Genomic DNA, 25,272 nt, shown 5'->3' on the forward strand with positions numbered 1-25,272 from the left:
CTTCGTGAAGGATGCGCCGACAACCCGCTCCCCCCAGCGCCTCAGCGTCGCTGAAGCGCTGGCCAAGGAGATCTTCGCCGGGCATTACCAGCCCGGCGACTTCGTGCCCAAGGAGATCGATCTGTGCGAACAGTTCGCGCTCAACCGCTCGGCGGTGCGCAGCGATCTGCGTCGGCTGGTGGATGCCGGCATCATCGAGCGCATCTCCGGCTACGGTTCCCGTGTTCGGACCTATTCCGAATGGAACATACTCGATCCCCGGGTCACCGAGTGGATGGTGCGTTTCGCGACGCCCAACGCCGGCATTCAGCGCGAGATCCTGACCTTTCGACTCGATGTCGAACCCTATGTGGCGATGACGGCGGCCAAGCGCGCCACGGCGCGGGACCTGGTGGCGATCGAAGAGGCTTTCGAAGGCATGGGCCACGATTTCCACAATCCGGCGTCGGCCAACCGGGGACGCCTGCAAAGCGACCACGACGTCGCGTTTCATGTCGCCATCTTCAAGGCGACGCACAACATCGTCTGGACCCAGCTGTCGCACATTCTGAAACCCTCGATCCATCTACTGGTCGAGACGTCCAACGTCAGTGCCAGCGATCCCGAGCAGAGCCTGGAACGTCATCGGCTGCTGATGGAATGCATTCGGACCCGGCGCCCCCGAGACGCCTTTTTCGCCTCGGTGGCGGTCCTGCAGGGGACGGCCGACGCGCTGGGGATGGAGATGCCGGAAATCCTGCTGGGAGAGGTGCCGGCAGCCCTCGAGACCTGAGCGGCGTTGCCGTTTATCGACACGGAACGATTCGTCAAATCGAGCATCACCTCTGCGATGCCCCCCGTTTCCACAAGAGGACAAGTGTATGGATTTCGGTATTCGCGGCCGCTGGGCCGTCGTCTGTGCTGCCAGTCAGGGCCTGGGCAAGGGTTGCGCCATCGCCCTGGCCAGGGAAGGCGTCAATCTGGTCATCAACTCTCGCCGGCAGGAAACGCTGGACGCGGTCGCACGGGAGCTACGCGCACTCGATCCGGCGATCGAAGTGCGGTCGGTTGCCGGTGATATCGGCGACCCCGCCATACGGGAAGCCGTGCTCTCCGCCTGCCCCCAGGTCGATATCCTGATCAACAACAACGGCGGGCCGCCGCCGGGCGATTTTCGCGACTGGAACCGGGATGATTGGATGGCGGCACTGGATGCCAACATGCTGGCACCCATCGCACTGATTCAGGCCTGTGTCGATGGCATGGCAGAGCGCAGCTTCGGCCGAATCGTCAATATCACCTCTTCGGCGGTGAAAGCGCCGATCGATGTTCTGGGGCTGTCCAACGGCGCACGCAGCGGCCTGACCGGCTTCGTCGCCGGCACCTCGCGTCAATCGAGCCTGGCCAGTCGCAACGTCACCATCAACAATCTGCTCCCCGGCGCCTTCGATACCCAGCGGTTGCGGGGCGGTATCGACAAGGCCGCCACCAACAGTGGTCGCACGCATGACGAGGTCGCGCAGTCGCGCCTGGCGGCGATTCCTGCCGGCCGCTTCGGCACCCCGGGAGAATTCGGTGAAGTCTGCGCCTTTCTCTGCAGCCAGCAGGCCGCCTACCTGATCGGGCAGAACGTGCTGCTGGACGGCGGCGCCTATCCCGGCACTTTTTAATCTCCAGCACGCAATACGTTGAATCAAAAACGCCGGGCGACTCGCCCGGCGTCTGGTTTGCAGCTGTCTGATATCAACCGCGTCAGTGATTGTCTCGCGGTAGATCCCAGGCGATGGCGCGATATTTGGTCGCCGGCGCAAGCGTCATGCCGCGATCGAGCGGTTCGACCATCGAGCGCTGGATCTCCTGCCACGGCGTCTGATGATCGCGATAGGGATAACCGCCTTCGGCCTCGAGCCTGGCGCGGCGTGCCGCCAGCTCGTCGACGCTGATCAGCAGATTGGCCTCGCCCCGCTTGAGGTCGATACGAATCCGGTCGCCACTCTCCAGCAATGCCAGACCACCGCCCGTTGCCGCTTCCGGCGAGGCGTTGAGAATCGAGGGTGAACCGGAAGTCCCCGACTGGCGCCCGTCGCCCAGACATGGCAGCGATTCGATGCCCCGCTTGATCAGTGCTTCCGGCGGTTGCATGTTGACCACCTCGGCCCCCCCGGGATGCCCCACCGGACCGGCACCGCGCATCACCAGAATGGTGTGTTCGTCGATCTCGAGTGCCGGGTCGTCGATGCGCGCATGATAATCCTCGGAGCCGTCGAAGACGGCGACCTTGCCCTCGAATGCGTCGAGATCGCCAGGGTTGGAAAGAAAGCGGCGGCGAAAATCTTCCGAGATCACGCTCGTCTTCATCAGTGCCGAGTCGAACAGATTGCCTTTCAAGTTGAGAAAGCCCGCCGACTCCACCAGCGGGTGGTCGTAGCGCAGGATGACGTCCTCATCCTGGGTCTCCTGGCCGAAGCAGTTGGCTTGCAACGTCTGGCCGTTGACGGTCAGCGCATCGCCGTGGAGCCGCCCCGCCGTCAGCAACTCATGCACCACGGCCGGAACGCCGCCCGCCCGGAAGAACTCCTCGCCCAGATAGGCGCCCGCCGGCATCACGTTGGCCAGCAGCGGGATATCGTGGCCGAGTCGCTGCCAGTCATCGTTGGTCAGCTCGATTCCGGCATGACGGGCGATAGCGTTGATATGGACGGGGGCATTGCTCGAGCCCCCCAGCGCCGAGCAGACGACGATGGCGTTCTCGAAAGCCTCACGCGTCAGGATGTCGCTCGGACGCAGATCCTCCCACACCATCTCGACGATGCGCGCGCCGGTGGCGTAGGCGACCATTGGCCGCTCCTTGTAGGGTGCGGGGATCATCGCCGAACCCGGCAGACTCATGCCCAGCGCCTCGGCCATCGAGTTCATGGTCGATGCCGTGCCCATGGTGTTGCAGTGGCCGACCGAGGGCGCGGAATCGGCGATCCGGGCCAGGAATTCGGGGTAGTCGATCTCGCCGGTGGCGAGGCGCTTGCGCAGCTCCCACACGATGGTGCCGGAGCCGACACGATCCTTGCCGCGCCAGCCGTTGAGCATCGGCCCGCCGGACAACACGATCGCCGGAATATCGGCGGTGGCGGCGGCCATCAGACAGGCCGGCGTGGTCTTGTCGCAGCCGGTGGTCAACAGCACGCCATCGAGCGGATAGCCGTGGAGCACTTCGACCAGCCCCAGATAGGCCAGATTGCGATCCAGCGCGGCGGTGGGCCGGCGCACGTTCTCGTGAATCGGATGCAGCGGAAATTCGAACGGCACGCCGCCCGCCGCTCGAATACCGGCCTTGACCCGCTCCACCAGTTGGATGTGATGACGGTTGCACGGCGTCAGGTCGGAACCGGACTGGGCGATACCGATGATCGGCTTGCCGGAAGAGAGCTCTTCCAGGGTGATGCCGTAGTTCATGTAACGCTCGAGACACAGCGCCGTGGTGCCAGCGTGGTCGGGATTGTCGAACCACCAGCGCGACCGCAGCTGGTCGGAGGTTCGGCGGGGACGTTGGGGCATGTTCGGAACTCTCGCAAGCAAATTGAAGGGGCTTGGCAGCTGCAGAGTCGCCGCCTGGCCCGCTGTACGTGAATGCAACGGTGGAAGCTGCCAGCCAGGGGCGACGATCGGTTGGGGGTTACAGCGCTTTCGCCGCTGAATAGCCGAAGTCCGCTTCGCCACCCAGGGGGTTGCGCAAGGGCCTGCCCAGCGCCGGCAGATCGATCTCGTAGCGATCACCCGGCTCGACCACGATCTTGTCGGCAAAGCTCAACGTGGCAGTGCCGAAGAAGTGGACGTGAACGTCACCTGGACGACGGAAGTTCCGGTACTTGAAGTGGTGATGTTCGAGGTTGGCCAGGCTGTGGGCCATGTTGCCTTCGCCGGTCAGGAATGGCTTTTCCCATAGTGTGCGGCCGTCGCGCACGATGCGACTGGTGCCTTCCAGATTATCCGGCAGTTCACCGATGAAGAGCTCCGGGCCGAAGCTGCAGGCACGCAACTTGGAATGCGCCAGCCACAGGTAGTTGAAACGCTCGGTGACGTGATCGGAAAACTCGTTGCCGATGGCGTAGCCGACTCGCCAGGGTTGACCATCCTTGCCCACCACGTAGAGACCGGCCAGCTCAGGCTCCTCTCCGGCGTCCTGCGCGAACGCCGGGGACGGGATTTCGGTTTCCGGCGCCACCACGCAGTCGCCGTCTCCCTTGTAGAACCACTCCGGCTGCGGCCCGACCGCGCCCGCCTCGGGCTTGCCGGCTTCCACGCCCATGCGGAACATGCGCATGGAATCGGTGAGTTCACTCTCATCGACCTTGTCGGCCGAATGCATCGCCGAGCGAGTGTCGGCACTGCCGAGATGCGTCAGCCCCGTCCCGGTGACCAGGCAATGCGCGGGATCGGGGTGCGTCAGTGGCGGCAGCAAGCGACGCTCGGCGACGATCTGTGCGTAATCGAGACGTGTCTCGGTCAGCGCCGACTCGACTACCGAGGCCAGCGACCTGCCCTCGTCGATGGCGCGCCTGGCCAGACCGTAGACGCCCTCGTCAGTCTCGATGACCTGGACCTCCCGATCATTGATGACCATCGCCACGGTCAGTCGGTCGTCGTTCAGGCACTGTATCAAGCGCATCGTGTTCTCCTTCCATCGATAATCGGTCATTGCCAGTCACGACGCCTCGACCACCATGGCGGGACGCCTCGAAAACTTATTGCTGCTGCGCCGCTCGTATCACGCGGCTCAAGATCCACCTCATCCGCCGCACCCGAGCGACGCGCTGGCAGAGAGTTGAGCTGGGCGCTCCGTGAAACCAGATAGACTGGCGGCGCAGCGACCACCCTTTACCACCCCACGCCTATGTTGAACATATAGAAAATAAGTACAACATAGACTTTCGGAGCAAATACGCCCGTCGCGAACCGGCGTAATCTAGGTAGCGCAGTCGTCCGACACTGTCAGGATCGATCGAGATTTCAGCGCAATGATCTTGATAAACCTCAGTAAAATAGAACGCATCCCTGCGCCGTTAAGCACTGTTTTTCGATAGCCGTTCGTGATCCAGGTGCGGCAGTTATACCAATGTCTAGCCAATACGCTTATTGCACTCAATGGTCATAAATCATAGCTTCATTGGGCGAAATGCTTGTCCATAACCACATAAAATGACTCCCGCCGAGGAAACACGCCATGAAGACATCAATAACCCGAAGCCATCTCGCAGGATTGCTGGGATTGTCGTTGTTGTTGCCGCTGCCGGCGCTGGCCGACTATCCCGAAAAGCCGATCACGTTGATCGTGCCCTGGGCTGCCGGCGGGGGCACCGATGCGACCGCCCGAACCATCGCTGCCGCACTGGAAGAAGAGCTCGGTCAGACGGTCAACGTGGTCAATCGAACCGGCGGAAGTGGCGTGGTCGGACACACCGCCATGGCCATGGCCAAACCGGATGGCTACACGCTTGGCCTGATCACCGGCGAGATCAACATGATGCACTGGCAGGGACTGACGCAGCTCACCTACCAGGACTACACCCCCATCGCCCAGATCAACTACGACTACGCCGGCATTCAGGTGGCCGCGGACGGGCCGTTCGACTCGGTTCAATCGCTGGTCGACCAGATCAAGAGCGAGCCCGCGCGAACCTATACCGCGTCCGGTACCGGTCAGGGCGGCGTCTGGCACCTGGCATTCGCCGGGTTCCTGCTGGACCAGGGGATGGAAGCCGATCGCGTATCGTGGATTCCCAGCCAGGGTGCGGCACCGGCCATGACCGAGATGGCCGCGGGCAGTATCGATATCGTTCCCAGCTCGGTCCCCGAAGGGCGCTCGATGGTCGAAGCCGGCAAGGCGCGGAGTCTGGCGATCATGGCGCCGGAGCGGCTGGACAGCTTCCCGGATGTGCCGACCTTGAAAGAAGCGATCGGCAGTGACTACGCCATCGGTGAGTGGCGCGGCATCGCCGGCCCGAAAGGAATGGACCCGGCCATCGTCGACAAGCTCGAGACAGCGATCGAAACGGCCTACCAAAGCGACACCTACCAGAACTTCATGTCGAAGCAGGGGTTTGGCACCGAGTGGCGCGGTGCGGACGATTTCGGCAAGTTCATGGCCGAGCAGGATGAGCGCTTCGGCAAGATCGTCGAACAGGTAGGACTGGCCAAGTGATTCAACGACCCGACCGGGAGATGAATTCATGAGAGATTTCCTGCTCGGACTGGCGTTTCTGATCGGCGGCGGTGTGGTCATCGCCGTCGCCCAGACCTACCCGACCATGCCCTCGCTGCAGTTCGGGCCGTCACTGTTCCCTTCGCTGATCGGCGGGGGAATGGTGATCGGTGGCCTGGTACTGGCGCTGACCCGGGTGGGTCAGCTCAGAAGCGCGCTCGCCGGTCCCCGCTCCCAAGCGGCAAGCTACGACTATCGCGGTCTGCTGATCTCGCTGCTGCCCTGCGCGCTGATCGTGTTCTACATCCTGACCAGCGAGTTTCTGGGCGCATTGCCGTGTATGGCATTGGGCATGCTGATCCTGATGCTGATCCGTGGCGCCAAGCCTTGGCTGGCCGTGATGGTTTCGATCATCGTTGCTGCGGCGATCTATCTGCTGTTTTCACGCTATCTGCTGATCCCGCTGCCGGAAGGCATTCTGCCTCCTCAAAATCTCTTAGCCTGGTGACTGCCCATGGACGCTTTTCTGCAAGGCCTGGCAATGGTGTTCAACGTGCAGACGATGCTGGTCATCGTTGCGGCATCGGTGTTCGGGCTCTTCGTCGGTGCCATACCCGGCCTGACCGCCACCATGGCAGTGGCGCTTCTGGTGCCGATCACGTTCTACATGGACGCAACCCCAGCCATTGCCGCGATCGTGGCCACCTCGGCGATGGCGATCTTCGCCGGTGACATACCCGGTACCTACCTCAACATTCCGGGCACGCCGGCCTCGGCGGCCTATGTCGGGGAATCCTATCGGCTCGCCCAGAAGGGTCGGGCTCGCGAGACCCTTGGCACCAACCTGCTGTGCTCGGTCTTCGGGGGGCTGTTCGGCACGCTGGTGCTGGTATTCGTGTCACCCTCGCTGGCCGAGATGGCGCTCAACTTCAGCTCTTTCGAATACTTCTGGCTCGCCCTGCTGGGCCTGAGCAGCTCGATCTTCATCGCCATCGGATCCCGGGTGAAAGCCTTCCTGTCATTGACGGTGGGTCTGCTGCTGTCGACCGTCGGGCTGGACATGATGAGCGGCGCGCCACGCTTCACTTTCGGCGTTCCCGATCTGATGGCCGGGGTCAATTTCATCCCGGTGATGATCGGCATGTTCGCGCTCAACGAAATCATGATGTTCTATGGCTCTCGCGCCGAAGCACGTCAGGTCCCGATAGCCTCGACGGACAGCGTGTTCCGCAAGGCGCCGGGGCATCTCAAGACCTACTGGCGCAACATGCTCCGAGGCAGCTCGCTCGGCACCCTGATCGGCGCGCTTCCCGGTGCCGGCGCGGACATCGCCGCCTGGATCGCCTATGCCCTCGGCAAGAGCCGCTCCAAGGAGAAGGAAAAATATGGCACCGGCCATATCGAGGGTATCGTCGACGCCAGCTCTGCCAACAATTCAGGCATCAGCGGCGCCTGGGTCCCGGCCCTGGTATTCGGCATTCCCGGCGACACCATCACCGCCATCGTGATCGGCGTGCTCTACATGAAAGGCATGAATCCGGGACCGACGATATTCATGAACGGTGGCGGTCAGGTCTACGCCCTGTTCACCGTGTTCTTCGTCGCCAACCTGATCATGCTGCCCATCGGCTACCTCGCCATTCGCGCCTCGAAGGTGTTCATTCTGACCCCGCGCAAGATGCTGATGCCGGTGATCCTGAGCTTCTGCATCGTCGGCGCCTTCGCCATCAACAACTCGATTACCGATATCTGGATCATGCTGGTCATCGGGATGGTGGCGTTCGTGCTCGCTCGCAACGACTTCCCGATGGCGCCCGCGATCCTCGGGCTGGTACTCGGCAGCACGCTGGAGAATAGCTTCATGAGCTCGATGCTGAAGTCCAACGGCGATCTGCTGGCCTTCTTCGAACGCCCGATCAGCGCCGGACTGGGCGCACTGGTCATCCTGATCTGGCTGCTGCCTTCACTGATCCGTCTGTTCCGTCGCAGGCGCAGCGCGCCACAACCCAGTCACAAGCCGAGGTCCTCATGACCCGATACGATGCCGCCAGTCTGCGTTCGACGCTGACCACGCTGTTTGCAGAAAACGGGGCAAGTCCGGAGGTGGCCGAAACCACCGCCCGCATTCTGGTCGAAGGAGATCTCCTCGGCCATCACACCCACGGGGTGAAACTGGCCAACGGCTATCTCAAGGATCTCAAGGCCGGCCATGCCTGCGGCGACCACGAGCGACTCGAGATCCATCAAAACAGCCCTGTCGCGGCACTGTTCGACGGCCACTACCTGCTAGGCCCTTATCTGGTCCAGCGCGCCCTGGACCACAGTCGCGAGGCGGCAGGCGCGTTCGGCATCGGGATGGTCAGCCTCAAGCGCTCGCATCACATCGCTTGCCTGGCCGCGTATCTGCAACCGCTGGTCGAGGCCAATCTGATTCCGCTGATTCTGACCTCGGACCCCGCGGTCGCTTCGGTCGCGCCGTTCGGGGGCCTGGATCGTGTCTACACGCCAAATCCCCTGGCGATCGGCATTCCGGGTCGAGAGCAGCCGCTGCTGATCGATGTCAGCATGTCGACCATTACCAACGGCACCGTCGGCAAGACCCGCACCGCTGGCGAAAAGCTGGATCACCCGGCGAGGCTTACCGGCCACGGCGAAGTCAGCGATGACCCGGAGGACTATTTTGCCGAACCCCCGGGCAGCATTCTGCCGCTGGGAGAGTTGGCCTTCGGTCACAAGGGCTTCGCCCTGGGGTTGATGGTCGAAGCCCTGACCTCCGCTCTTTCGGGCTTTGGCCGCAAGGATTCCCCCGAGGGCTGGGGCGCTTCGGTCATGGTCATGGTGATCGATCCGGCCCGTTTCGGTGGCACGGAATCCTTCCTCGACGAAACGGACCACGTGGCCAAACGCTGCCTCTCCAGCCGGCCGCGCGACCCCGAAAAGCCGGTTCGGTTGCCCGGCCAATCCGGCTTGGCCCGGCGACGAGACTATCTCGAGAACGGCATCCCACTGCCGACGGATGTGGTCGATGCCATGCGCGAAGCCGTGGCAGACTCATCCTTGGCAGGAACGACCCCGTTCGGTTGAATACACAGCCTCAAAACCTTCTATTTCCCCGAGGAGTTCGCTTTTCCATGGCCCCAACCTACCAAGATCACTGTCTCCCCGACGATGCCGAGCGCGCACTGCTGGCCGGCAGGGCATGGCTCGCTGACAATGCGGGTCGCGAAGGCCCGGCGCTGGTAGCGCTGCGCGGAGAGGTACTGGTCGATCTGTCGGCCCATGTCTCGACCATGGCCGACCTGCTGGAGCGCGACGATGCCGCCTGGGTCGTTCGCGAAGCGCCAGCCGATGCCATCGGCACGCTGACCGAAGTGCTCGCCAATAGCCATGCGGATACACCGCAGGCGCCCTATCTGCTGGCCCCCTGCGACGTACAGGCGATCAAGGCGTGCGGCGTGACCTTTGCGGTCAGCCTGCTGGAGCGAGTCATCGAGGAGCAGGCCGGCGGGGATCTCAAGCGCGCCGCGGAGCTGCGCCAGGAGATCCAGTCGTTGATTGGCGGCGATCTGTCACGGATCAAGCCGGGTTCGAACGAGGCGATGGCACTCAAGACAGAACTGCAGGCGCGCGGCGGCTGGTCGCAGTACATGGAAGTGGGGATCGGTCCCGACGCCGAGGTGTTCTCCAAGGCGCAGCCGCTGTCGGCCGTCGGTCACGGCGCACGTGTCGGATTGCACCCTGCCTCGGAGTGGAACAATCCGGAACCGGAGATCGTGCTGGCGGTGGATGCCGAGGGGCGTGTGCGGGGCGCAACGCTCGGCAACGACGTCAATCTGCGCGACGTCGAGGGCCGCAGCGCGCTGCTGCTAGGCAAGGCCAAGGACAACAACGCTTCCTGCTCGATCGGTCCGTTCATACGCCTGTTCGACGACCATTTCGGTATCGACGACGTGCGCAATGCCCAGGTATCGCTACGCATCGAAGGGAACGATGACGACTTCGTGCTGGAAGGACGGAGCGACATGCGCGAGATCAGTCGCGACCCGCTGGATCTGGTGGCGCAGACCTACGGCGCCCATCACCAGTATCCCGACGGTTTCATGCTGTTTCTCGGCACCATGTTCTCGCCGATTCAGGATCGTGACGGCGAAGGCCAAGGCTTCACTCACCATATCGGTGACCGGGTCACCATCTCGACACCCAAGCTGGGTGCGCTGAGCAATGTCGTCGACCGCAGCGACCGGCTGCCGCCGTGGACCTTCGGTATTCGCGCGTTGATGGCCCACCTCAACTCGCGTTGAGATCGGTCCACGACGACGTTCGAACCCACCGGTCATCCGTTGCCGTCGTCAGCCCGTCAAGGGCCGCTGGCGACGGTAGTCGCGCTCAGAGAGCATCGCGCATCAGCAAGGTATCGATGAACTCGGCGACCACGTCGGAAATCTCCTCGCCCTTGCGCGTCAATACGCCGTAATAGCCCAGCGGCTCGCCGATCACCAGCGGCAACGCCGTGAACTGGCCGGCAGACACGGCCGTCTTGAGTATCGACGTCGGCAGCAAGGCGATGGCATCCGATGCGCTGACCAACTGCAGTGTGGTCTGTGTCGATGTCGTCTCCACCACATTGCGCGGCGTCGAGACACCTGCCTCCGCCAATGCCACCTCGAACAGCCCTCGCATCGGGCTGCTCATGGGGTGCAGCACCCAGGGCCAGCGCACGACCTCGCCAAGGCTGGGTGGACGCTCGCAGAGCGGATGGCCCGCTCTCACCACGATCGAGACCGGCTCCGCCTGCAGCGGAAGGAAGTCGAACAGATGGTGCTGAGCATGCTCGGTGACACGACCGATCATCACATCCAGACGCTTGTACTCCAGTTCGGCCAGCAACCGGTCGCTGGAGTTCTCGAACAGAGTGACCGCCAACTGCGGGCGCCGTGACTTGATCGTATTGATCGCCTTGGGCAACAGCAGCGGCGCGGCGCCCGGCACCGAGCCGATGACCAGCTTGCCGTATCCGCCCTCGCGCAGCGATACAAGGTCATCGATCAGTCGGTCGGTGTCATTGAGGATACTGCGGGCATAGCGCACCAGGAGACGGCCGGCATCGGTGATCTCCATCGTCCGGGGCTGTCGGTAGAACAGCGTCATGCCGAAGAACGTCTCGATATCCTTGAGCATCTTGCTCGCCGCCGGCTGACTCATGTTCATGTGACGCGCCGTGGCATGGAGATTGCGACTGTCGTCCAACGTGACAAGTAGCGCAAGGTGCTTGATACGCAACCAGCCCTTGACGTGAATACGACTATCGTCGGACATCGTGGTCATCCGAATAAGCCTTTGGTCTATAACAATAACCCCCGGTTATCGGGGTAACATAAAAAAAGATTAGCCACCGGACTATACCGCCAATTACGCTATCGAAACATCGAAAAAGAGGCGCCGATGACTAACGATAAATCGACGTATCGACGCTAGAAAACCAGAAAGTCATTCATAAATAGGAGGCGTAATTTCATTACCACGGTATCCAACACGCCCTCCTGCTTTTCAACGATTCAATAGCGATTTTTCAAGGAATTATCTCAACATGCCCAAGATCCAGCGGGTCGAGGTTCAAGACATCCGTTTTCCGACTTCTCGCGAGCTGGATGGCTCGGACGCCATGAACGCGGCACCGGACTATTCGGCCACCTACGTCATCCTGCATACCGATGCCGACGATGGCCTCACCGGCCACGGTCTGACTTTCACCATCGGCCGCGGCAACGAGGTCTGCGTGGCCGCTGTCGAATCGCTGGCCTCTCGCCTGGAAGGACGATCGCTTTCGGATATCACGGCCGACATGGGCGCCTACTGGCGCGAGCTGACCAGCGGCGATAGCCAACTGCGCTGGCTGGGGCCGGAAAAAGGTGTCATCCATCTGGCCAGCGCCGCGATGATCAATGCCATCTGGGATCTGTGGGCCAAACGCGAAGGCAAGCCGGTCTGGAAGCTTCTGGCCGACATGACGCCTGAAGCGCTGGTCCGCTGCCTCGATTTCCGCTTCGTCACCGATGCGTTGACGCCGGAAGAGGCAATCGGCCTGCTCAAGCGCCGTGAAGCGGGCAAGGCCGAACGCGAGGCCGCCATGCGCGAGCATGGCTACCCCGCCTACACCACATCCGCCGGCTGGCTGGGTTATTCCGAGGACAAGATGCGCGCGCTCTGTCGCGAGGCCATCGCCGACGGCTGGGAGCACTTCAAGCAGAAGGTCGGTGGCGACATCGAGGAAGATCGGCGACGTGCCCGCATTCTGCGCGAGGAGATCGGCGAGGAACGCCTGCTGATGATGGATGCCAACCAGATGTGGGATGTCGACGAGGCGATCGTCAACATGCGAAGGCTGGCCGAGTTCCGCCCCCACTGGATCGAGGAGCCGACCAGCCCCGACGACGTGCTGGGTCATGCCGAGATTCGTCATCGCCTGGCACCGATCGGTGTCGCGACCGGCGAACACTGCCATAACCGGGTGATGTTCAAGCAGCTGTTTCAGGCCGATGCGATCGACTTCTGCCAGCTCGATGCCGCTCGCCTGGGCGGGCTCAACGAGGTGATCGTGGTACTGCTCCTCGCTGCCAAATACGACATTCCGGTTTGCCCGCACGGCGGGGGCGTGGGTCTGTGCGAATACACCCAGCATATCTCGATGTTCGATTACATCGCGGTGTCCGGCTCGCTGGAAGGCCGACTGCTCGAATACGTCGACCATCTTCACGAGCATTTCGTCGATCCGGTACAGATGCGTCGGGGACATTATCTCGTACCGGAAGCGCCCGGCTACAGCGTCACCATGAAGGCGGACTCGCTGAGCGCACACCAGTTTCCCGGCGGCAGTGCCTGGCAATAGTGGTTCAGGAACCGCTGACACGGGCACCTGAAGATCAACCCATGGCGTCGCTCATGCCGCCACCCCGAGCATTCGGGCACCGCCGACACCCGGCGGCGCCGTTTCGCAGGCCACACAGGCTTTTCACGCCATTCACGCTATTCACTTCACTAACGTTCTGGAGTTGAAAATGACAACAATCACACCTTCCCATCGCACGACTCATCCAAACACGCGCCCCGCCCGCACACGTTCCTCGCTGACAACGCTGATGGCAGCCGCGCTGCTGAGCTTGACCAGCCTGTCGGCGGTGGCTGCCACCGAAATGCCTCCTTTGCCGGACGTCACCGGTGATGTCGTCAAGGGCGATGGCAACGACTACAACCTCAAGTTCAACATCGGGCTGACTCAGTCCAGCGCGCAGTATCGTGGCCTGGAGTATTTCAAGAAGATCGTCGAGCAGCGCAGCGACGATCATATCAAGGTGCAGACGTTCCATAGTGCCCAGCTCGGCGACGATCTCCAGTCGGTCAGCGCCCTCCAGGCCGGCACGCTGGACATGACGGCGCCTTCCACTTCACCCATGGTCAGCATGTTCCCGCAGTTCGCGGTGTTCGACCTTCCCTTCCTGTTTCCGACACCCGAGATCGCCGACAAGGTGCTCGACGGCGATATCGGACAGCAGATGCTCAAGGACGCCTCGACCAAAGGACTGGTGGCTATCGGCTGGTCCGAGAATGGCTATCGTCAGCTGACCAACAGCGAACATGCCGTGACCTCTCCCGCCGATCTCGATGGCCTGAAAGTCCGCACCATGCAGAACCCGATCCATCTGGATATCTGGCGAACGCTCGGCGCCAACCCCACCCCGATGTCGTTCGCCGAGCTGTTCACGGCGCTCGAGCAGGGCGTGGTCGACGGCCAGGAAAACCCGTGGATCACCATCGAGTCCTCCAAGTTCAACGAGGTCCAGCCATACGCCACCGAGACAAACCACGTCTACACGCCGTTCATCACGCTGGTCTCCGAGCGCACCTGGAACCGGCTGCCGGAAAGCTATCAGCAGCTGCTGCGTGATGCCGCCAAGCAGATGGGCGACTACGAACGCCACGTCAGCCGTGTCATGAACGATCAGATCAAACAGGAACTGAAGGACGATGGCATGAAGATCACCGAGCTGACGCCGGAACAGGTCGCCGTCTTCCAGCAAGACCTGGCCCCGGTCTACGACGACTGGCGTGACAAGATCGGCGGCGACTTGATCGACCGCATCCGCGCCGAGTCGAAGGTCGACTCGAAGTAAGTGTCGCTTCGCCGTCGGCGCATGGGCGCGGGCGGCGAACCTTGAAGGATTACGGAGATCATGATGAGTGCCGACACCCCTGCTACCCGGGGTCTCCTGGGCTGGCTGCGTCAAACGCTGGAAATCGCTGCCGGGCTGCTCGTGCTGGGCGTCGTTTTCTGCGTCACGGCCAACGTCTTTGGCCGCTTCGTTCTCAACTATTCCTATACCTGGGCCGAGGAACTCTCCCGGGTATTGTTCATCTGGCTGGTGCTGCTGGGTGCCGGCGTCGGCAGTCTCGGCAACGAGCACGTGGCGGTCACCTTCTTCCGCGACAAGGCCCCTGCCGGGCTGCGCAAGGCTGCGGCGTTGCTGAGCATCGCCATCGTCTACGTCGTCTGCATCTGCATCCTGCTCGGGTTCAACGAAGTCATCTCGGGCTACACCAGCGCCACCCCGATGCTGGGCATTCCGCAGACCTTTCTCTATAGCGCCATGCCGGTAATGGCGATCCTCACCATAATCGCCAACACCATCGCCCTGGTTGGCCTGTTTCGGAGCAAGACGCCATGATCCTGTGGAGCATCCTGATAGGGCTGGCGGTCTGTATCGTCATTGGCATGCCGATCTCGTTCGGTCTGGCGGCCATCAGCCTGTTTATTTTCTTCGAATCCGGCTACTCGCTGTCGCCGATCGTCTCCCAGGCGGTCAACGGGCTGGACTCCTTCCCGCTGTTGGCGATACCGCTGTTCATCCTGGTCGGGGAAGTGATGAGCGCCGGGGGGATCGCGACACGTCTGGTTCGCCTCGCCAGTGCGCTGGTGGGCTTCGTCGCCGGCGGTCTGGGTCAGGTCGCAGTGTTGACCTCGATGTTCTTCGGCGGCATCAGCGGCTCCGCCGTCGCCGATGCCTCCGCCGTGGGCAGCATGATGATCGAACCCATGAAGCAGCATCGCTACAGCGCGCCGCTGGCGACCGCGATCGTGGTGGCGGCATCGGTCGTCGGCATCATCATCCCGCCATCGATACCGATGATTCTGTTCGGCGTTGTCACCAATACCTCGATCTCGCAGCTGTTCATGGCGGGAATCGTGCCCGGCATCCTGATCACGCTGGGGCTGGCGATCACGACTTACGTACAGTCTCGCAAGAACGGCCGCGGCCAGCCGTTTTCCGTGCCTGAGCTGTTCGCGGCGCTGAAGGAATCGCTGCTGGCCCTGCTGCTGCCAGTCATCATCGTCGGCGGCATCCTGTCGGGCGTGTTCACACCGACCGAAAGCGCGGCGATCGCGCTGGTCTATGCCTTCGCGGTATCGTTTTTCATCTACCGTAGCCTGACGCTGAAACGCTTCTTCGAACTGTGTATCGCCACTGGAAAACTCACCGGCGTCGTGATGTTGCTGCTCGCTTTTGCCAGCGTCCTGGCCTGGCTGCTGACGGCCAACATGATTCCACAGCAACTGGTGGTCACTCTCTCGACCATCACCGAGAACCAGTTCCTGTTGCTGCTGATACTGACGGGCTTCCTGCTGGTGGTCGGCTTTTTCATGGACCTCACGCCGGCGATGGTCATCCTGGCACCGCTGATGACCCCGGTCGTGGTCAAACTGGGCGTCGATCCGGTCTATTTCGGCGTGCTGATGTCGTTCGTTCTGGGGATCGGCTTGATCACCCCGCCAGTGGGAACGGTGCTCTATGTCGGCTGCGGCGTGGGCAAGGTCGGCATGGAGAGTCTGGTCAAGAGCCTGCTGCCGTTCTATTTCACGCTGGTCGCCCTGCTGGCACTGTTCCTGATCTTCCCTCAAATCGTGCTGTGGTATCGCTGACGTGAGGGGTTCCGATGAGATCGAGTGTTTCGACGAAGCGGTTTTTGACGATGTTTCGAGAGGTGACCCATGACCACGCGTGAAGCGCTGTTCGACGACCTGTCGGCGCTGCTGGGCAAGCGCGGGCTGCTGACCGATGGCGGCGACATGGAGCGCTATCGTGTCGACTGGCCGGGCTATCGCGGCGCCGCGCCGCTGGCCGTCGCCCGTCCCTCGACGACGCGCCAGGTAGCAGACGTGGTCAGCTACTGCCATCGTCATGATATCCCGCTGGTGCCGCAGGGCGGTCACAGCGGGCTGGTTGGCGGCGCGCTGCCTGATGCGGATTATCCCGAGCTGGTCCTCAGTCTCGAGCGGATGACCGCGATCCGCCATGTCGACCCCATCAATTTCACCATGAGTGTCGACGGCGGCTGCGTGCTGCAGTCGATCAAGGATGCCGCCGCCGCCGCCGACTGTGATTTTCCCCTCTCGTTGGGGGCTCAGGGAAGCTGTCAGATAGGCGGCAACGTCTCGACCAACGCCGGCGGGCTCAACGTGCTGCGCTACGGCATGATGCGTCAGCTGGTTCTGGGGCTGGAGGTAGTGCTGCCGGACGGGCGTATCTACAACGGCATGAAGGCGCTGCACAAGAACAACACCGGCTACGACCTGAAGCAGCTGTTCATCGGCGCGGAAGGCACGCTCGGCATCGTCACCGGCGCAGTGCTCAAGCTTTTCCCCCGCCCCCAGGTCAGCCGGACAGCGCTGCTGGCTTGCCCGGATATCGACGCGGTGCTCAAACTCTATGCGCTAGCACGCCGTAGCTGTTGCGATCTGTTGACCGCTTTCGAACTGGTCCCGCGCACCTGTCTCGAGCTCGCCATGGAGGCGTTACCCGAGTTGCGCGATCCACTGGAGACGCCGTCGCCGGTCTACGTACTGATGGAAGCGGCGGCGAGCGGGCCGGCAGATCTCGACGCGATGATCGAGAACCTGTTCGAGCGCGGTTTCGAAGCCGGCGCACTCACCGATGGCGTGCTCGCCAGCAGCGAAACGCAGGCCCGCAACCTGTGGCACATTCGCGAGGCGATGCTCGAAGGTCAGCGCAATCGCGGCGAGCACCTACGTACGGATATTTCGATACCGATCTCCTCGCTGAGCGCGTTTCATGAACGCGCCTCCCACGAGATTCAGGATCTGTACCCCCAGGCGACGGTCATCGCCTATGGTCACATCGGCGATGGCAATCTTCATTTCAACATTCTGCCGCCACCCGGCCTCGAAGCCGACGAACGTGCTGCACTGCTGCATGAGCTGGAGGAAAGACTGTTCGGTATCGTCGACGACTTCGACGGCAGCATCAGCGCCGAGCACGGTATCGGTCGCTTCAAGCAGAGCGCTTTCCTGGAGACGCTATCGGAGCCGGAGTACGACATCATGCGAGGCCTCAAGCATCTACTGGATCCGAGGTGCCTGATGTCGCCAGGTCGCATTCTCCCCCGCCCCATCGATTGATGCGCCCGGGTTCGCCCGGCGCGCTCGATTTTGCTCAGGAAGCCTCGCCATGCACGACCCTAACGCGGTTCAGGACAGCCAGATCGTTGGTTTCATCGGCACCGGCATCATGGGGGCGCCCATGGCCGGTCGCCTGGCCGCGGCCAGGCATCGCGTTCGCGCCTGGAATCGCACGCTCGACAAGCTGACACCCTTACAGCAAGCCGGTGTCGAAACGGCCAGTTCGCCCGAGGCCGCTGCACGCGGCGCCGATGTGGTCATCGTCATGCTGAGCGCGGGGCCCGTCTGCGACGAGATCCTGCTGGGAGACGACGGCGTCATCGCCACGATGTCACCCGGCAGCATTCTGATCGTGATGAGCTCGATCCCCGTGGAGACGGCTCGCCATCAGGCCGACATCGCCAATCGCCACGACGTCGGCTACCTGGATGCGCCGGTCTCGGGGGGCGAACGCGGCGCCATCGACGGCACACTGGCGATCATGGCCGGTGGCGAGGTAGAGGTCTTCGATCGTTGCCGGGCCTTGCTGGGAATTCTTGGCCGCCCGACGCATGTCGGGCCCGCGGGAAGCGGTCAGTTGGCCAAGCTCGCCAACCAGATGATCGTGGCGAATACCATCGCCACCGTGGCGGAAGCCTTGCTGCTGGTGGAACGCGGCGGTGCCGATCCCGCGCAGGTGCGGATGGCGTTGATGGGCGGGTTCGCGGACTCGACGATCCTCAAGATGCACGGTCAGCGCATGCTCGAGGAGGACTTCGCCCCGGGCGGCGCGGCCAAGTGGCAGTACAAGGATACCCAGACGGCAATGGCCCAGATGTCGCAGCTGGCGCTGGATCTGCCCATGAGCCGTCAGGCCGATGCGCTGTTTGGCGACATGCTGAGCCATGGCGATGGCGAGCTGGACCACAGCGCGCTGATCCGGGAGTTGCGCCGGCGCAACGGCATGCCGGTCGACTGAGCTCACGACACGACGGGCAGCCGGCGATCTGTCCGGTTAGCGCTGGCTCAACCAGCGCAGATATCCCGGCGCCCGTAGTTCGCCGGCGTGCCTGAAATTGGCCAACCGCTCCTGAACCAGTGACTCCGACGTTTGAAGATGCCGATACAGCGCCGCGCTGGCCGACGCCGGACGACGCGCCAGCATGTCTTCGAAGACCTGCCGATGCGCGGCGAAGAATGGGTCGCCGGGCGGCAATTCGATCTCCCCACCCAGCAGATGTTTACTGATCAACAGGATCGGTCGCGTCCGTTGGAGCATGATCAGGATCTCGGAATTGCCACCATGCTCCAGCGCTTCATGATGCAGATCGTTTTCCAGCGCATCGAGCTGGCTGGCCTGAACCCTGGGGTAACGAGCCTGGGCGCGATCCAGTCTATCCAGATAGCGCTGGATGGCAGCATCGGAGATCCGCTCGCAGGCGCGCGCGATCATGAACGGCTCCAACTGGCGGCGGGCATCATACAGCTGATGCAATCGCTCGTTATCCAGCGGCACCACATTCCAGCTGCTGTACTTGATCTTCTCGACGACACCGAGCGACTGCAGCTGCAACAGGATACGGTAGGTCGTGGCACGACTGACGTCCAGCGACTTGGCCAGTTGCAGCTCATTGAGCTCGAGACGACCCTTCATCGAGCAGAGCACGATGTCGTGCTCGACCTTTTCCGCCAAGGCGCGCCAGGAATCCGTGCGTTTGACCGAAGCCCTGCCGCCCGCCGCGCGAAAATCCGCGGCGGTCAGCGAACGACGTACGACCGCGCGAGGCTCGCGCCCCACCAGAAACCCCCGCCCCTCGAAGCGACTGATGGCGCCTTCCTGGTGCAGCCGACCCAGGGTCTGGCGTACCGGCGAGCGACTCATGCCGAAAATGTCGGCGATGTTTCCCTCGAGCAGTACCAGCCCGGGCTCCAGATGACCGCTGGCCATGCTGCGCAGCAGCGCTTCGTATAACTGATCCTTGAGCGTCTTGGCCATCGACCTCGTTTCCGCCACGTATCGGGAGCAAGTGTATCGGGAGCGCGTGAACCGGCACGTGCCACGATTCAGCGATAACGAGTATTGCATACAAAGATCGTCACTGACTGTCCGACCTAGGGACTAGGCGCTGTCTGAAAAGTCGAGGAGCGACGGCAAGACCGGGGCGCGTAGCCAAGGCAAGAATCGATGAAGACGGACCGGGCTGGCGTACCCGTTTACGCGGTGTCAATGAGCCTCTTGACCGGGCTGGCGCACCAGCCGATTTTTAACGCCGCATGGCCGAGCGCAGGCAGTTTTCAGACAGCGCCTAGCACCTGATACGCGGGGTGACCACCAGAAAAGCGCCGCCCACATCAGTGGGCGGCGCTTTGACGATAGCAGGCATCGCTATCGGATATCACTCGTTTGCGTCTGTCCAACTCGGGTCAGACCCGCTTGGTTTCAGGCGCGAGAGCGACGAACCGGGGCATCGCCATCGGTGCGGCGACGCGGCGCGCGTTCGGGCGCACCGTCATCCTCGGAGATTTCCAACGGCCGCCCACCAACACGAGCACGAGCCATCTTGGTCAGAATCGAGGCGGGCAGACCGCTCGGCAGCTCGACCACGGAGAAGGCGTTGCGAATATCGATACGACCGATTCGACCGCCTTCGATACCGCCTTCATTGGCCAGCGCGCCGACCAGTTGGCCCGGCTTGACGCCGTCTTTGTGGCCTACCGAGACGCGATAACGCGTCATGCCTTCACGCGGCGTGCTTTCGCGACGACGCGGTGCGCGCTCGCGGCTGCTGTCACGACCACCACTCTCGCGTCCCGTCTCGCGGCGAGCCGGCGAGTTGGTGATGCGACCGATCGGGGCTTCGCCACCACGTGCCAACGTCGCCAGCGCCGCTGCCAGATCGATCGGGTCATGACCCTCTTCGACCAGCTTCTCGATCAGTCCACGCTGATGATCCGCGCCAGCTTCGAGCATTTCGCGCAGACGCGCACTGAAGCGATCATCCCGGTGCGCGCGAATGGCCGCGTCGTCGGGTAGCGGCATCTCGGTCATGGACTGGCCGGTCGCCTGCTCGACCCAACGCACTTTGCGGGACTCGCGGCCACCGGCGAAGGTAATGGCGATGCCGTCTCGGCCCGCACGGCCGGTACGACCGATACGGTGAATGTAGGCTTCGGAATCCTGCGGCAGGTCATAGTTGACCACGTGCGTGATCCGCGGCACATCGAGGCCACGAGCCGCGACATCGGTTGCCACCAGCACGTCGACCTTGCCACGCTTGAGACGCGTCACGGTACGCTCGCGCAGGCTCTGATCGAGATCGCCCGACAGCCCGGCTGCGTTGACGCCGCGCGCGGTAAGCTGCTCGACCAACGTGGTACAGGCGGCACGAGTACGGACGAACACGATGGCCGCGTCGACCGCTTCGATTTCCAGGATACGGGCCAGCGCCTCCAGCTTGCTGGGGCCTTCGACACGGACTACCCGCTGCTTGATGTTCTCGCCGGTGCTGATCTTGGAATCGATCGCGACCTTGACCGGATCGACCAGATAACGATTGACGATACGCTCGATCTCGCTCGGCAACGTGGCCGAGAAGAAAACCCGCTGGGCGTCTTTCGGCGTGTCTGCCACGACGCGCTTGACGTCATCGATGAAGCCCATGCGCAGCATCTCGTCGGCTTCGTCGAGCACCAGGGCTGACAGACCGTCGAGCTTGAGGCTTTTGCGATCCAGGTGATCGATGATGCGACCGGGCGTGCCGACGACGACCTGAGCGCCACGCTTCAGCGCCGACAGCTGCTCGCGATAATCCTGGCCGCCACAGAGAGTCGCGATTTCCAGGCCTTTCAGATTCTGACCGTACTTCGAGAACGAAACGGCAACCTGCTGCGCCAGTTCCCGAGTCGGCGCCAGCACCAATACTTGCGGTTCACGCCGGCCGAGATCGAGACGGCTCAGCAGCGGCAGCGCGAACGCTGCGGTCTTGCCGGTACCGGTCTGCGCCTGGCCCAGCATGTCACGCCCTTCCAGCAGCGCAGGGATGGTCTGCGTCTGGATCGGCGAAGGAGTTTCATAGCCCAGGGTTTCGAGGGCAGTCAGTACTTCCGGCAATAGAGCCAGATCGCCAAAGCTAGGCGAAGCAGTAACAGTCGAGGTCATTTCACACCTTGGAGTTGCCGGTAGGCACCGGCGAAAATGTCATGGCATTAATGGCGTGATCACCACTGAATGCCGGTCGCACCAGGCATTGCGCTTATCACTCCGTGATTCACGAAAGCGATAGCGTATGTGGCGACCTTGATGCGCCCGGTTGCTTGAAACATCAACCGATCTAGGCGCTCCATCGTTGCATCCGGACGCGAAAACGGCAGAGCCGTGCGTCATGTACGAGATACGTCCGGTGCTGGGCATCGACTCACAGGTCGATGGCGTCGATTACAGACATATCGGCAGGATGGTGGGGTCAACACATGCGAGGAGGCGCTACTATACCATCGATGTAGGCGCTTCACCACCGGAACGTAAAAATCCTACCCGCGGGACGCTGGGCGGCCCGTTCAGAGAGGCACGTCTGAACGAGCTCCAGGCACCCTTCCGCCGGCCTACCCGGCACGGGATGATACTCACCGCCGAACCCCGTAGACTGCGGGTTTTCCTCGCTTCTCCCGTTTTTTGCAAAGCGGTTGCCGGCAATCCGGTTTCTTCTAACCGGATCTCTTCTAACCGCACCCCTTTTGATCCGATTCCTTGCCACCTTACTTCTTTTCTCTGGACGCCGAGCCCCTTCGCCATGCCGATACCCAAACCCACGCTGTGGATCGACGCCGACGCCTGCCCTCGCGTCGCTCGCGACATCATCATCCGCGCCGCCGAGCGCACCCGCACCCAGGCCTGGATGGTCGCCAATCATGCGCTGTCGCTGCCGCCGTCGGCGTGGGTCAAGTCACGCATGGTGGCGCAGGGATTCGACGCCGCGGACAACGCCATCGTCGAGGCGGCTACCGCTGGCGATCTCGTCATCACCAGCGACCTGCCGTTGGCGCAGGAAGTCATCGAACGAGGAGCCGAGGTCATGACCACCCGCGGTGAAAGCCTGACGCTCGACAACATCAAGGCACGGGTGCAGATGCGTGACTTCATGGAGACCCTGCGCGCCAGCGGTGAACATACCCGGGGGCCCAACGCCTATACCGACGGCGATCGACGAGAGTTCGCCAATGCGCTGGATCGCTGGTTGCAGCGCCATGTTCGCGCCTGACGCAGCCAATCCCGGCACGAGCCATACCCGCGCCGGGAACAGCGTGGACTGTCAGTCGGCGCCGCGAATCCCCTGCCCCGGCAACCGCTCGCGATCATGGGGCGCATCCAGCGCCAGAGAAGGGCCCACCGGAACGATCCGGGTCGGATTGATCGTCGGATGGCTGTAATAGTAATGGCGCTTGATGTGATCGAAGTCGACCGTCTCCGTCATGCCCGGCCACTGATAGAGTTCCCGCAGGTAATTCGAGAGGTTCGGGAAATCCGCAATGGGCTGCCGGTTGCACTTGAAGTGGCCGTAATAGACGGCATCGAAACGCACCAGCGTGGTGAATAGACGGATATCGGCTTCCGTCAGCCATGCACCTGCGAGGTAGCGCTGGCCATCGAGGCGCGCCTCCATACGATCGAGACACGCGAACAACGCCTCGAAATGCTTTTCGTAGACCGCCTGCTCGGTCGCGAAGCCGGTCTTGTAGACTCCATTATTGATGTTGTCGTAGACATCCGCATTGACCGCGTCGATGACATCGCGCAGATCGGCAGGATAGAAATCCAGACGATTGCCGGTCAACTCATCGAAGGCCGAATTCAACATGCGCAGAATCTCTGCCGATTCATTGTTGACGATACGCCGCTGGTGTCGGTCCCACAGCGCCGGCACCGTCACTCGGCCCGTGTAGTGAGGATCGCTCAGGGTGTAGAGCTGGCGATGATAATCGACGTGATTGAGGTCATCGCCACTCGATCCCTCATCGATCCGATAGGACCAGCCCTGATCGAGCATCAGCGGGCTGGTATGAGAAACGCCGATCAATCCTTCCAGGCCCTTGAGCTTGCGCATGATCAGCGTGCGGTGGGCCCAAGGACAAGCCAGCGATACGTATAGATGGTAGCGACCGGGTTCTGCCGCTAGCCCAGGCTGGCCATCCGGCCCCGCTGCGCCGGCTGGGGTGATCCAGTCGCGCAGCTTGGCGGATTCGCGTACGAATTCGCCGCCATGGCTCTTGGTGTCGTACCACTGATCTCGCCATTCTCCCTCGACAAGCAATCCCATGACGCTCTCCTGTTCATTCGACGGTTCATGCCGTTCGACGATGGTTGTCGCGCAGCCAAATGCACGCCACTGCAGACGACGCCCGATTCCCGGTCGTCATCGGCGAGCCACCAACAGCGGAAGCTGTATCGAAGACAGCATAGGCATAGTTGCCGAGAGGTCGAGCGCAATGACTCGACTCATTCGTTCGGCTGCCTCGACGGGTCCCGTTCCTGAGGCAGCGCCTCTCGGGGGCAGGTTGTCACTACGCTCGCCATCAGCGTTCGGGCCAGCGCCAGCGTTGCCGGGCCGGCACCATCGACGTCCCGGTAGACGACCTGGAGCGAAACCCGGCGCACGCCACCGGCACGCAGCGGCAGCGCCTTCAACCGCCCCTGATCCAGCGCCGTACGAATGCGAGTTTCCGGCACCCACGCAAAGCCCAGACCCCGTTCCAGCATATCGATCGAGGTCGACAGATGGCCAAGCGTCCAGCGTTGTTCGGCCTTCAGCCAGCCGGCATCGAGCCGATGGCGAATCGCGGAATCGCGCACGACCAGTTGCCGATACCGCTCCAGGTCCCGCAGATCGAGCTCGCGTTGCAATTGATGCAGAGGATGTCGGGGATGCGCAACGGCGATAAAGGGAACGTCCACGATGGGTTGCCCCAAAAATCCCTGCGCGCTGACACCGGAGATGATCAGATCGGCGCGCCCCTCGTACAACATCTCGACAGCACCGTTGAGTACCGTCTCGTGCAATTGGATACGCACGTGCGGAAAGGCATCGGAAAACTGTGTCAGTGCCTCGGCCAACGCATCGGCGGGAAAGACCTGATCCACCGCCAGCGTCACTTCCGCTTCGAGCCCGCCGGCAAGACGCTCGGCCACATCTTCCAGTGACGCCGCATTTTCGATCAACTGGCGTGCGCGACGCAGCAGCAGAGCTCCCGCCTCGGTCAGCACGACCTGACGTCCTTTAGGTTCGAAGAGCGTCACGCCCAGCTGTTCCTCGATCTTGTGAATCGCATGATTGAGCGTCGACGGACTCCGATGAATCACTTCGGCGGCCTTGGCAAATCCACCGTTATCCGCCACCGCCGCCAACATTTGCCACTGCAGCAATGTCACTTTCGGCACATCTCTCTCCTGTTAGCGCGAAACCGGATCTGCAGAAGAAGGGGTAAAAATCCCGATGTCTTTTCTTTTGACATTCTACCCACAGATCGAGCACTACCGTTCCGATTGTGAATGACTCATTGTCACGGTGCCGACAGAATCGTCCAGAATGACGCAATCTCGATACGCAATAAAAGTTCTACAGAACTTTTACGGGAATGGTTCGAACCCGAAAAC

21 protein-coding genes are annotated in these 25,272 nt (G+C 62.3%); 14 read left to right on the forward strand and 7 right to left on the reverse strand.

Translation table 11 applies throughout. The features are described 5' to 3' along the window. Positions 1-4 precede the first annotated feature (4 nt). On the forward strand, positions 5-772 hold the full coding sequence (locus tag BTW07_RS11720; protein ID WP_075570353.1) for a FadR/GntR family transcriptional regulator: 768 nt from the start codon (positions 5-7) through the stop codon (positions 770-772). Between the two features lie 88 nt (positions 773-860). Further along, a complete protein-coding gene (locus BTW07_RS11725) occupies positions 861-1,649 on the forward strand; it encodes an SDR family oxidoreductase (protein WP_075570354.1) in 789 nt (262 codons plus the stop codon). 82 nt (positions 1,650-1,731) lie between these two features. Here BTW07_RS11725 and BTW07_RS11730 read toward each other — a convergent pair whose 3' ends face one another. Together BTW07_RS11730 and araD1 are read right to left on the reverse strand one after the other, a co-directional pair. Then, positions 1,732-3,531: an IlvD/Edd family dehydratase gene (locus BTW07_RS11730; RefSeq protein WP_075570355.1), complete on the reverse strand. Its 1,800-nt coding sequence runs from the start codon at positions 3,529-3,531 to the stop codon at positions 1,732-1,734. A 118-nt stretch (positions 3,532-3,649) separates the two neighbouring features. Beyond that, positions 3,650-4,642: an AraD1 family protein gene (gene araD1 / locus BTW07_RS11735; RefSeq protein ID WP_075570356.1), complete on the reverse strand. Its 993-nt coding sequence runs from the start codon at positions 4,640-4,642 to the stop codon at positions 3,650-3,652. A 555-nt stretch (positions 4,643-5,197) separates the two neighbouring features. On the opposite strand from araD1, the gene BTW07_RS11740 reads away from it, so the two are divergent. Genes BTW07_RS11740 through BTW07_RS11760 form a run of 5 tightly spaced genes read left to right on the forward strand, consistent with a single transcriptional unit; the run spans position 5,198 to position 10,476 of the window. Beyond that, positions 5,198-6,175, forward strand: a complete 978-nt coding sequence (locus tag BTW07_RS11740; RefSeq protein WP_075570357.1) for a tripartite tricarboxylate transporter substrate binding protein — start codon at positions 5,198-5,200, stop codon at positions 6,173-6,175. A gap of 28 nt (positions 6,176-6,203) precedes the next feature. Further along, on the forward strand, positions 6,204-6,683 hold the full coding sequence (locus BTW07_RS11745; RefSeq protein ID WP_075570358.1) for a tripartite tricarboxylate transporter TctB family protein: 480 nt from the start codon (positions 6,204-6,206) through the stop codon (positions 6,681-6,683). A gap of 6 nt (positions 6,684-6,689) precedes the next feature. Then, entirely contained in the window at positions 6,690-8,207 is a 1,518-nt protein-coding gene (locus tag BTW07_RS11750; RefSeq protein ID WP_075570359.1) for a tripartite tricarboxylate transporter permease, read from the forward strand. Beyond that, entirely contained in the window at positions 8,204-9,259 is a 1,056-nt protein-coding gene (locus BTW07_RS11755; protein WP_075570360.1) for an Ldh family oxidoreductase, read from the forward strand. Before BTW07_RS11750 ends, BTW07_RS11755 begins: the two co-directional genes overlap by 4 nt. A gap of 47 nt (positions 9,260-9,306) precedes the next feature. Continuing rightward, on the forward strand, positions 9,307-10,476 hold the full coding sequence (locus BTW07_RS11760; RefSeq protein WP_075570361.1) for a fumarylacetoacetate hydrolase family protein: 1,170 nt from the start codon (positions 9,307-9,309) through the stop codon (positions 10,474-10,476). 85 nt (positions 10,477-10,561) lie between these two features. Here the strand turns inward: BTW07_RS11760 and BTW07_RS11765 are convergent, their stop codons facing one another. Further along, positions 10,562-11,491 carry a LysR substrate-binding domain-containing protein gene (locus BTW07_RS11765; protein WP_075570482.1) on the reverse strand — a complete coding sequence of 310 codons (930 nt, stop codon included), beginning with the start codon at positions 11,489-11,491 and terminating at the stop codon, positions 10,562-10,564. Between the two features lie 271 nt (positions 11,492-11,762). Here BTW07_RS11765 and BTW07_RS11770 point away from each other — a divergent pair, with 271 nt between their 5' ends. From BTW07_RS11770 to BTW07_RS11795, 6 genes are all read left to right on the forward strand, one after another. Then, positions 11,763-13,061 (forward strand): L-fuconate dehydratase, encoded by a 1,299-nt coding sequence (locus BTW07_RS11770; RefSeq protein ID WP_075570362.1) that lies wholly within the window; start codon positions 11,763-11,765, stop codon positions 13,059-13,061. Positions 13,062-13,230: 169 nt separating this feature from the next. Further along, positions 13,231-14,343 (forward strand): TRAP transporter substrate-binding protein, encoded by a 1,113-nt coding sequence (locus BTW07_RS11775; protein ID WP_083941800.1) that lies wholly within the window; start codon positions 13,231-13,233, stop codon positions 14,341-14,343. 63 nt (positions 14,344-14,406) lie between these two features. Beyond that, positions 14,407-14,895, forward strand: coding sequence for a TRAP transporter small permease (locus BTW07_RS11780; RefSeq protein WP_075570483.1), 489 nt, complete (start codon positions 14,407-14,409; stop codon positions 14,893-14,895). Then, positions 14,892-16,148, forward strand: a complete 1,257-nt coding sequence (locus BTW07_RS11785; protein ID WP_110661361.1) for a TRAP transporter large permease — start codon at positions 14,892-14,894, stop codon at positions 16,146-16,148. Before BTW07_RS11780 ends, BTW07_RS11785 begins: the two co-directional genes overlap by 4 nt. Before the next feature lie 69 nt (positions 16,149-16,217). Further along, positions 16,218-17,645 (forward strand): FAD-binding oxidoreductase, encoded by a 1,428-nt coding sequence (locus BTW07_RS11790; RefSeq protein WP_075570364.1) that lies wholly within the window; start codon positions 16,218-16,220, stop codon positions 17,643-17,645. A gap of 49 nt (positions 17,646-17,694) precedes the next feature. Further along, positions 17,695-18,603: an NAD(P)-dependent oxidoreductase gene (locus tag BTW07_RS11795; protein ID WP_075570365.1), complete on the forward strand. Its 909-nt coding sequence runs from the start codon at positions 17,695-17,697 to the stop codon at positions 18,601-18,603. Between the two features lie 36 nt (positions 18,604-18,639). Here BTW07_RS11795 and BTW07_RS11800 read toward each other — a convergent pair whose 3' ends face one another. Both BTW07_RS11800 and BTW07_RS11805 read right to left on the reverse strand, forming a co-directional pair. Next, positions 18,640-19,620 (reverse strand): GntR family transcriptional regulator, encoded by a 981-nt coding sequence (locus BTW07_RS11800; protein ID WP_075570366.1) that lies wholly within the window; start codon positions 19,618-19,620, stop codon positions 18,640-18,642. A gap of 444 nt (positions 19,621-20,064) precedes the next feature. Further along, positions 20,065-21,783, reverse strand: coding sequence for a DEAD/DEAH box helicase (locus tag BTW07_RS11805; protein WP_075570367.1), 1,719 nt, complete (start codon positions 21,781-21,783; stop codon positions 20,065-20,067). 631 nt (positions 21,784-22,414) lie between these two features. On the opposite strand from BTW07_RS11805, the gene BTW07_RS11810 reads away from it, so the two are divergent. Further along, the gene (locus tag BTW07_RS11810; protein ID WP_075570368.1) at positions 22,415-22,882 is read left to right on the forward strand and encodes a YaiI/YqxD family protein; all 468 of its coding nucleotides are present in this window, start codon (positions 22,415-22,417) and stop codon (positions 22,880-22,882) included. 51 nt (positions 22,883-22,933) lie between these two features. Here BTW07_RS11810 and BTW07_RS11815 read toward each other — a convergent pair whose 3' ends face one another. Together BTW07_RS11815 and BTW07_RS11820 are read right to left on the reverse strand one after the other, a co-directional pair. Next, positions 22,934-23,938: a glutathione S-transferase family protein gene (locus tag BTW07_RS11815; RefSeq protein ID WP_075570369.1), complete on the reverse strand. Its 1,005-nt coding sequence runs from the start codon at positions 23,936-23,938 to the stop codon at positions 22,934-22,936. A gap of 179 nt (positions 23,939-24,117) precedes the next feature. Next, on the reverse strand, positions 24,118-25,056 hold the full coding sequence (locus BTW07_RS11820; protein ID WP_075570370.1) for a LysR family transcriptional regulator: 939 nt from the start codon (positions 25,054-25,056) through the stop codon (positions 24,118-24,120). Positions 25,057-25,272 lie beyond the last annotated feature (216 nt).

It is taken from the genome of Salinicola socius (assembly GCF_001937195.1).
Lineage (GTDB): Bacteria > Pseudomonadota > Gammaproteobacteria > Pseudomonadales > Halomonadaceae > Salinicola > Salinicola socius.

Coding starts and splice junctions, on each gene's coding strand:
- BTW07_RS11725 (WP_075570354.1), top strand. CDS start 861: ATGGATTTCGGTATTCGCGGCCGCTGGGCCGTCGTCTGTGCTGCCAGT.
- BTW07_RS11730 (WP_075570355.1), bottom strand. CDS start 3,531: ATGCCCCAACGTCCCCGCCGAACCTCCGACCAGCTGCGGTCGCGCTGG.
- araD1 (WP_075570356.1), bottom strand. CDS start 4,642: ATGCGCTTGATACAGTGCCTGAACGACGACCGACTGACCGTGGCGATG.
- BTW07_RS11740 (WP_075570357.1), top strand. CDS start 5,198: ATGAAGACATCAATAACCCGAAGCCATCTCGCAGGATTGCTGGGATTG.
- BTW07_RS11745 (WP_075570358.1), top strand. CDS start 6,204: ATGAGAGATTTCCTGCTCGGACTGGCGTTTCTGATCGGCGGCGGTGTG.
- BTW07_RS11750 (WP_075570359.1), top strand. CDS start 6,690: ATGGACGCTTTTCTGCAAGGCCTGGCAATGGTGTTCAACGTGCAGACG.
- BTW07_RS11755 (WP_075570360.1), top strand. CDS start 8,204: ATGACCCGATACGATGCCGCCAGTCTGCGTTCGACGCTGACCACGCTG.
- BTW07_RS11760 (WP_075570361.1), top strand. CDS start 9,307: ATGGCCCCAACCTACCAAGATCACTGTCTCCCCGACGATGCCGAGCGC.
- BTW07_RS11765 (WP_075570482.1), bottom strand. CDS start 11,491: ATGTCCGACGATAGTCGTATTCACGTCAAGGGCTGGTTGCGTATCAAG.
- BTW07_RS11770 (WP_075570362.1), top strand. CDS start 11,763: ATGCCCAAGATCCAGCGGGTCGAGGTTCAAGACATCCGTTTTCCGACT.
- BTW07_RS11775 (WP_083941800.1), top strand. CDS start 13,231: ATGACAACAATCACACCTTCCCATCGCACGACTCATCCAAACACGCGC.
- BTW07_RS11780 (WP_075570483.1), top strand. CDS start 14,407: ATGAGTGCCGACACCCCTGCTACCCGGGGTCTCCTGGGCTGGCTGCGT.
- BTW07_RS11785 (WP_110661361.1), top strand. CDS start 14,892: ATGATCCTGTGGAGCATCCTGATAGGGCTGGCGGTCTGTATCGTCATT.
- BTW07_RS11790 (WP_075570364.1), top strand. CDS start 16,218: ATGACCACGCGTGAAGCGCTGTTCGACGACCTGTCGGCGCTGCTGGGC.
- BTW07_RS11795 (WP_075570365.1), top strand. CDS start 17,695: ATGCACGACCCTAACGCGGTTCAGGACAGCCAGATCGTTGGTTTCATC.
- BTW07_RS11800 (WP_075570366.1), bottom strand. CDS start 19,620: ATGGCCAAGACGCTCAAGGATCAGTTATACGAAGCGCTGCTGCGCAGC.
- BTW07_RS11805 (WP_075570367.1), bottom strand. CDS start 21,783: ATGACCTCGACTGTTACTGCTTCGCCTAGCTTTGGCGATCTGGCTCTA.
- BTW07_RS11810 (WP_075570368.1), top strand. CDS start 22,415: ATGCCGATACCCAAACCCACGCTGTGGATCGACGCCGACGCCTGCCCT.
- BTW07_RS11815 (WP_075570369.1), bottom strand. CDS start 23,938: ATGGGATTGCTTGTCGAGGGAGAATGGCGAGATCAGTGGTACGACACC.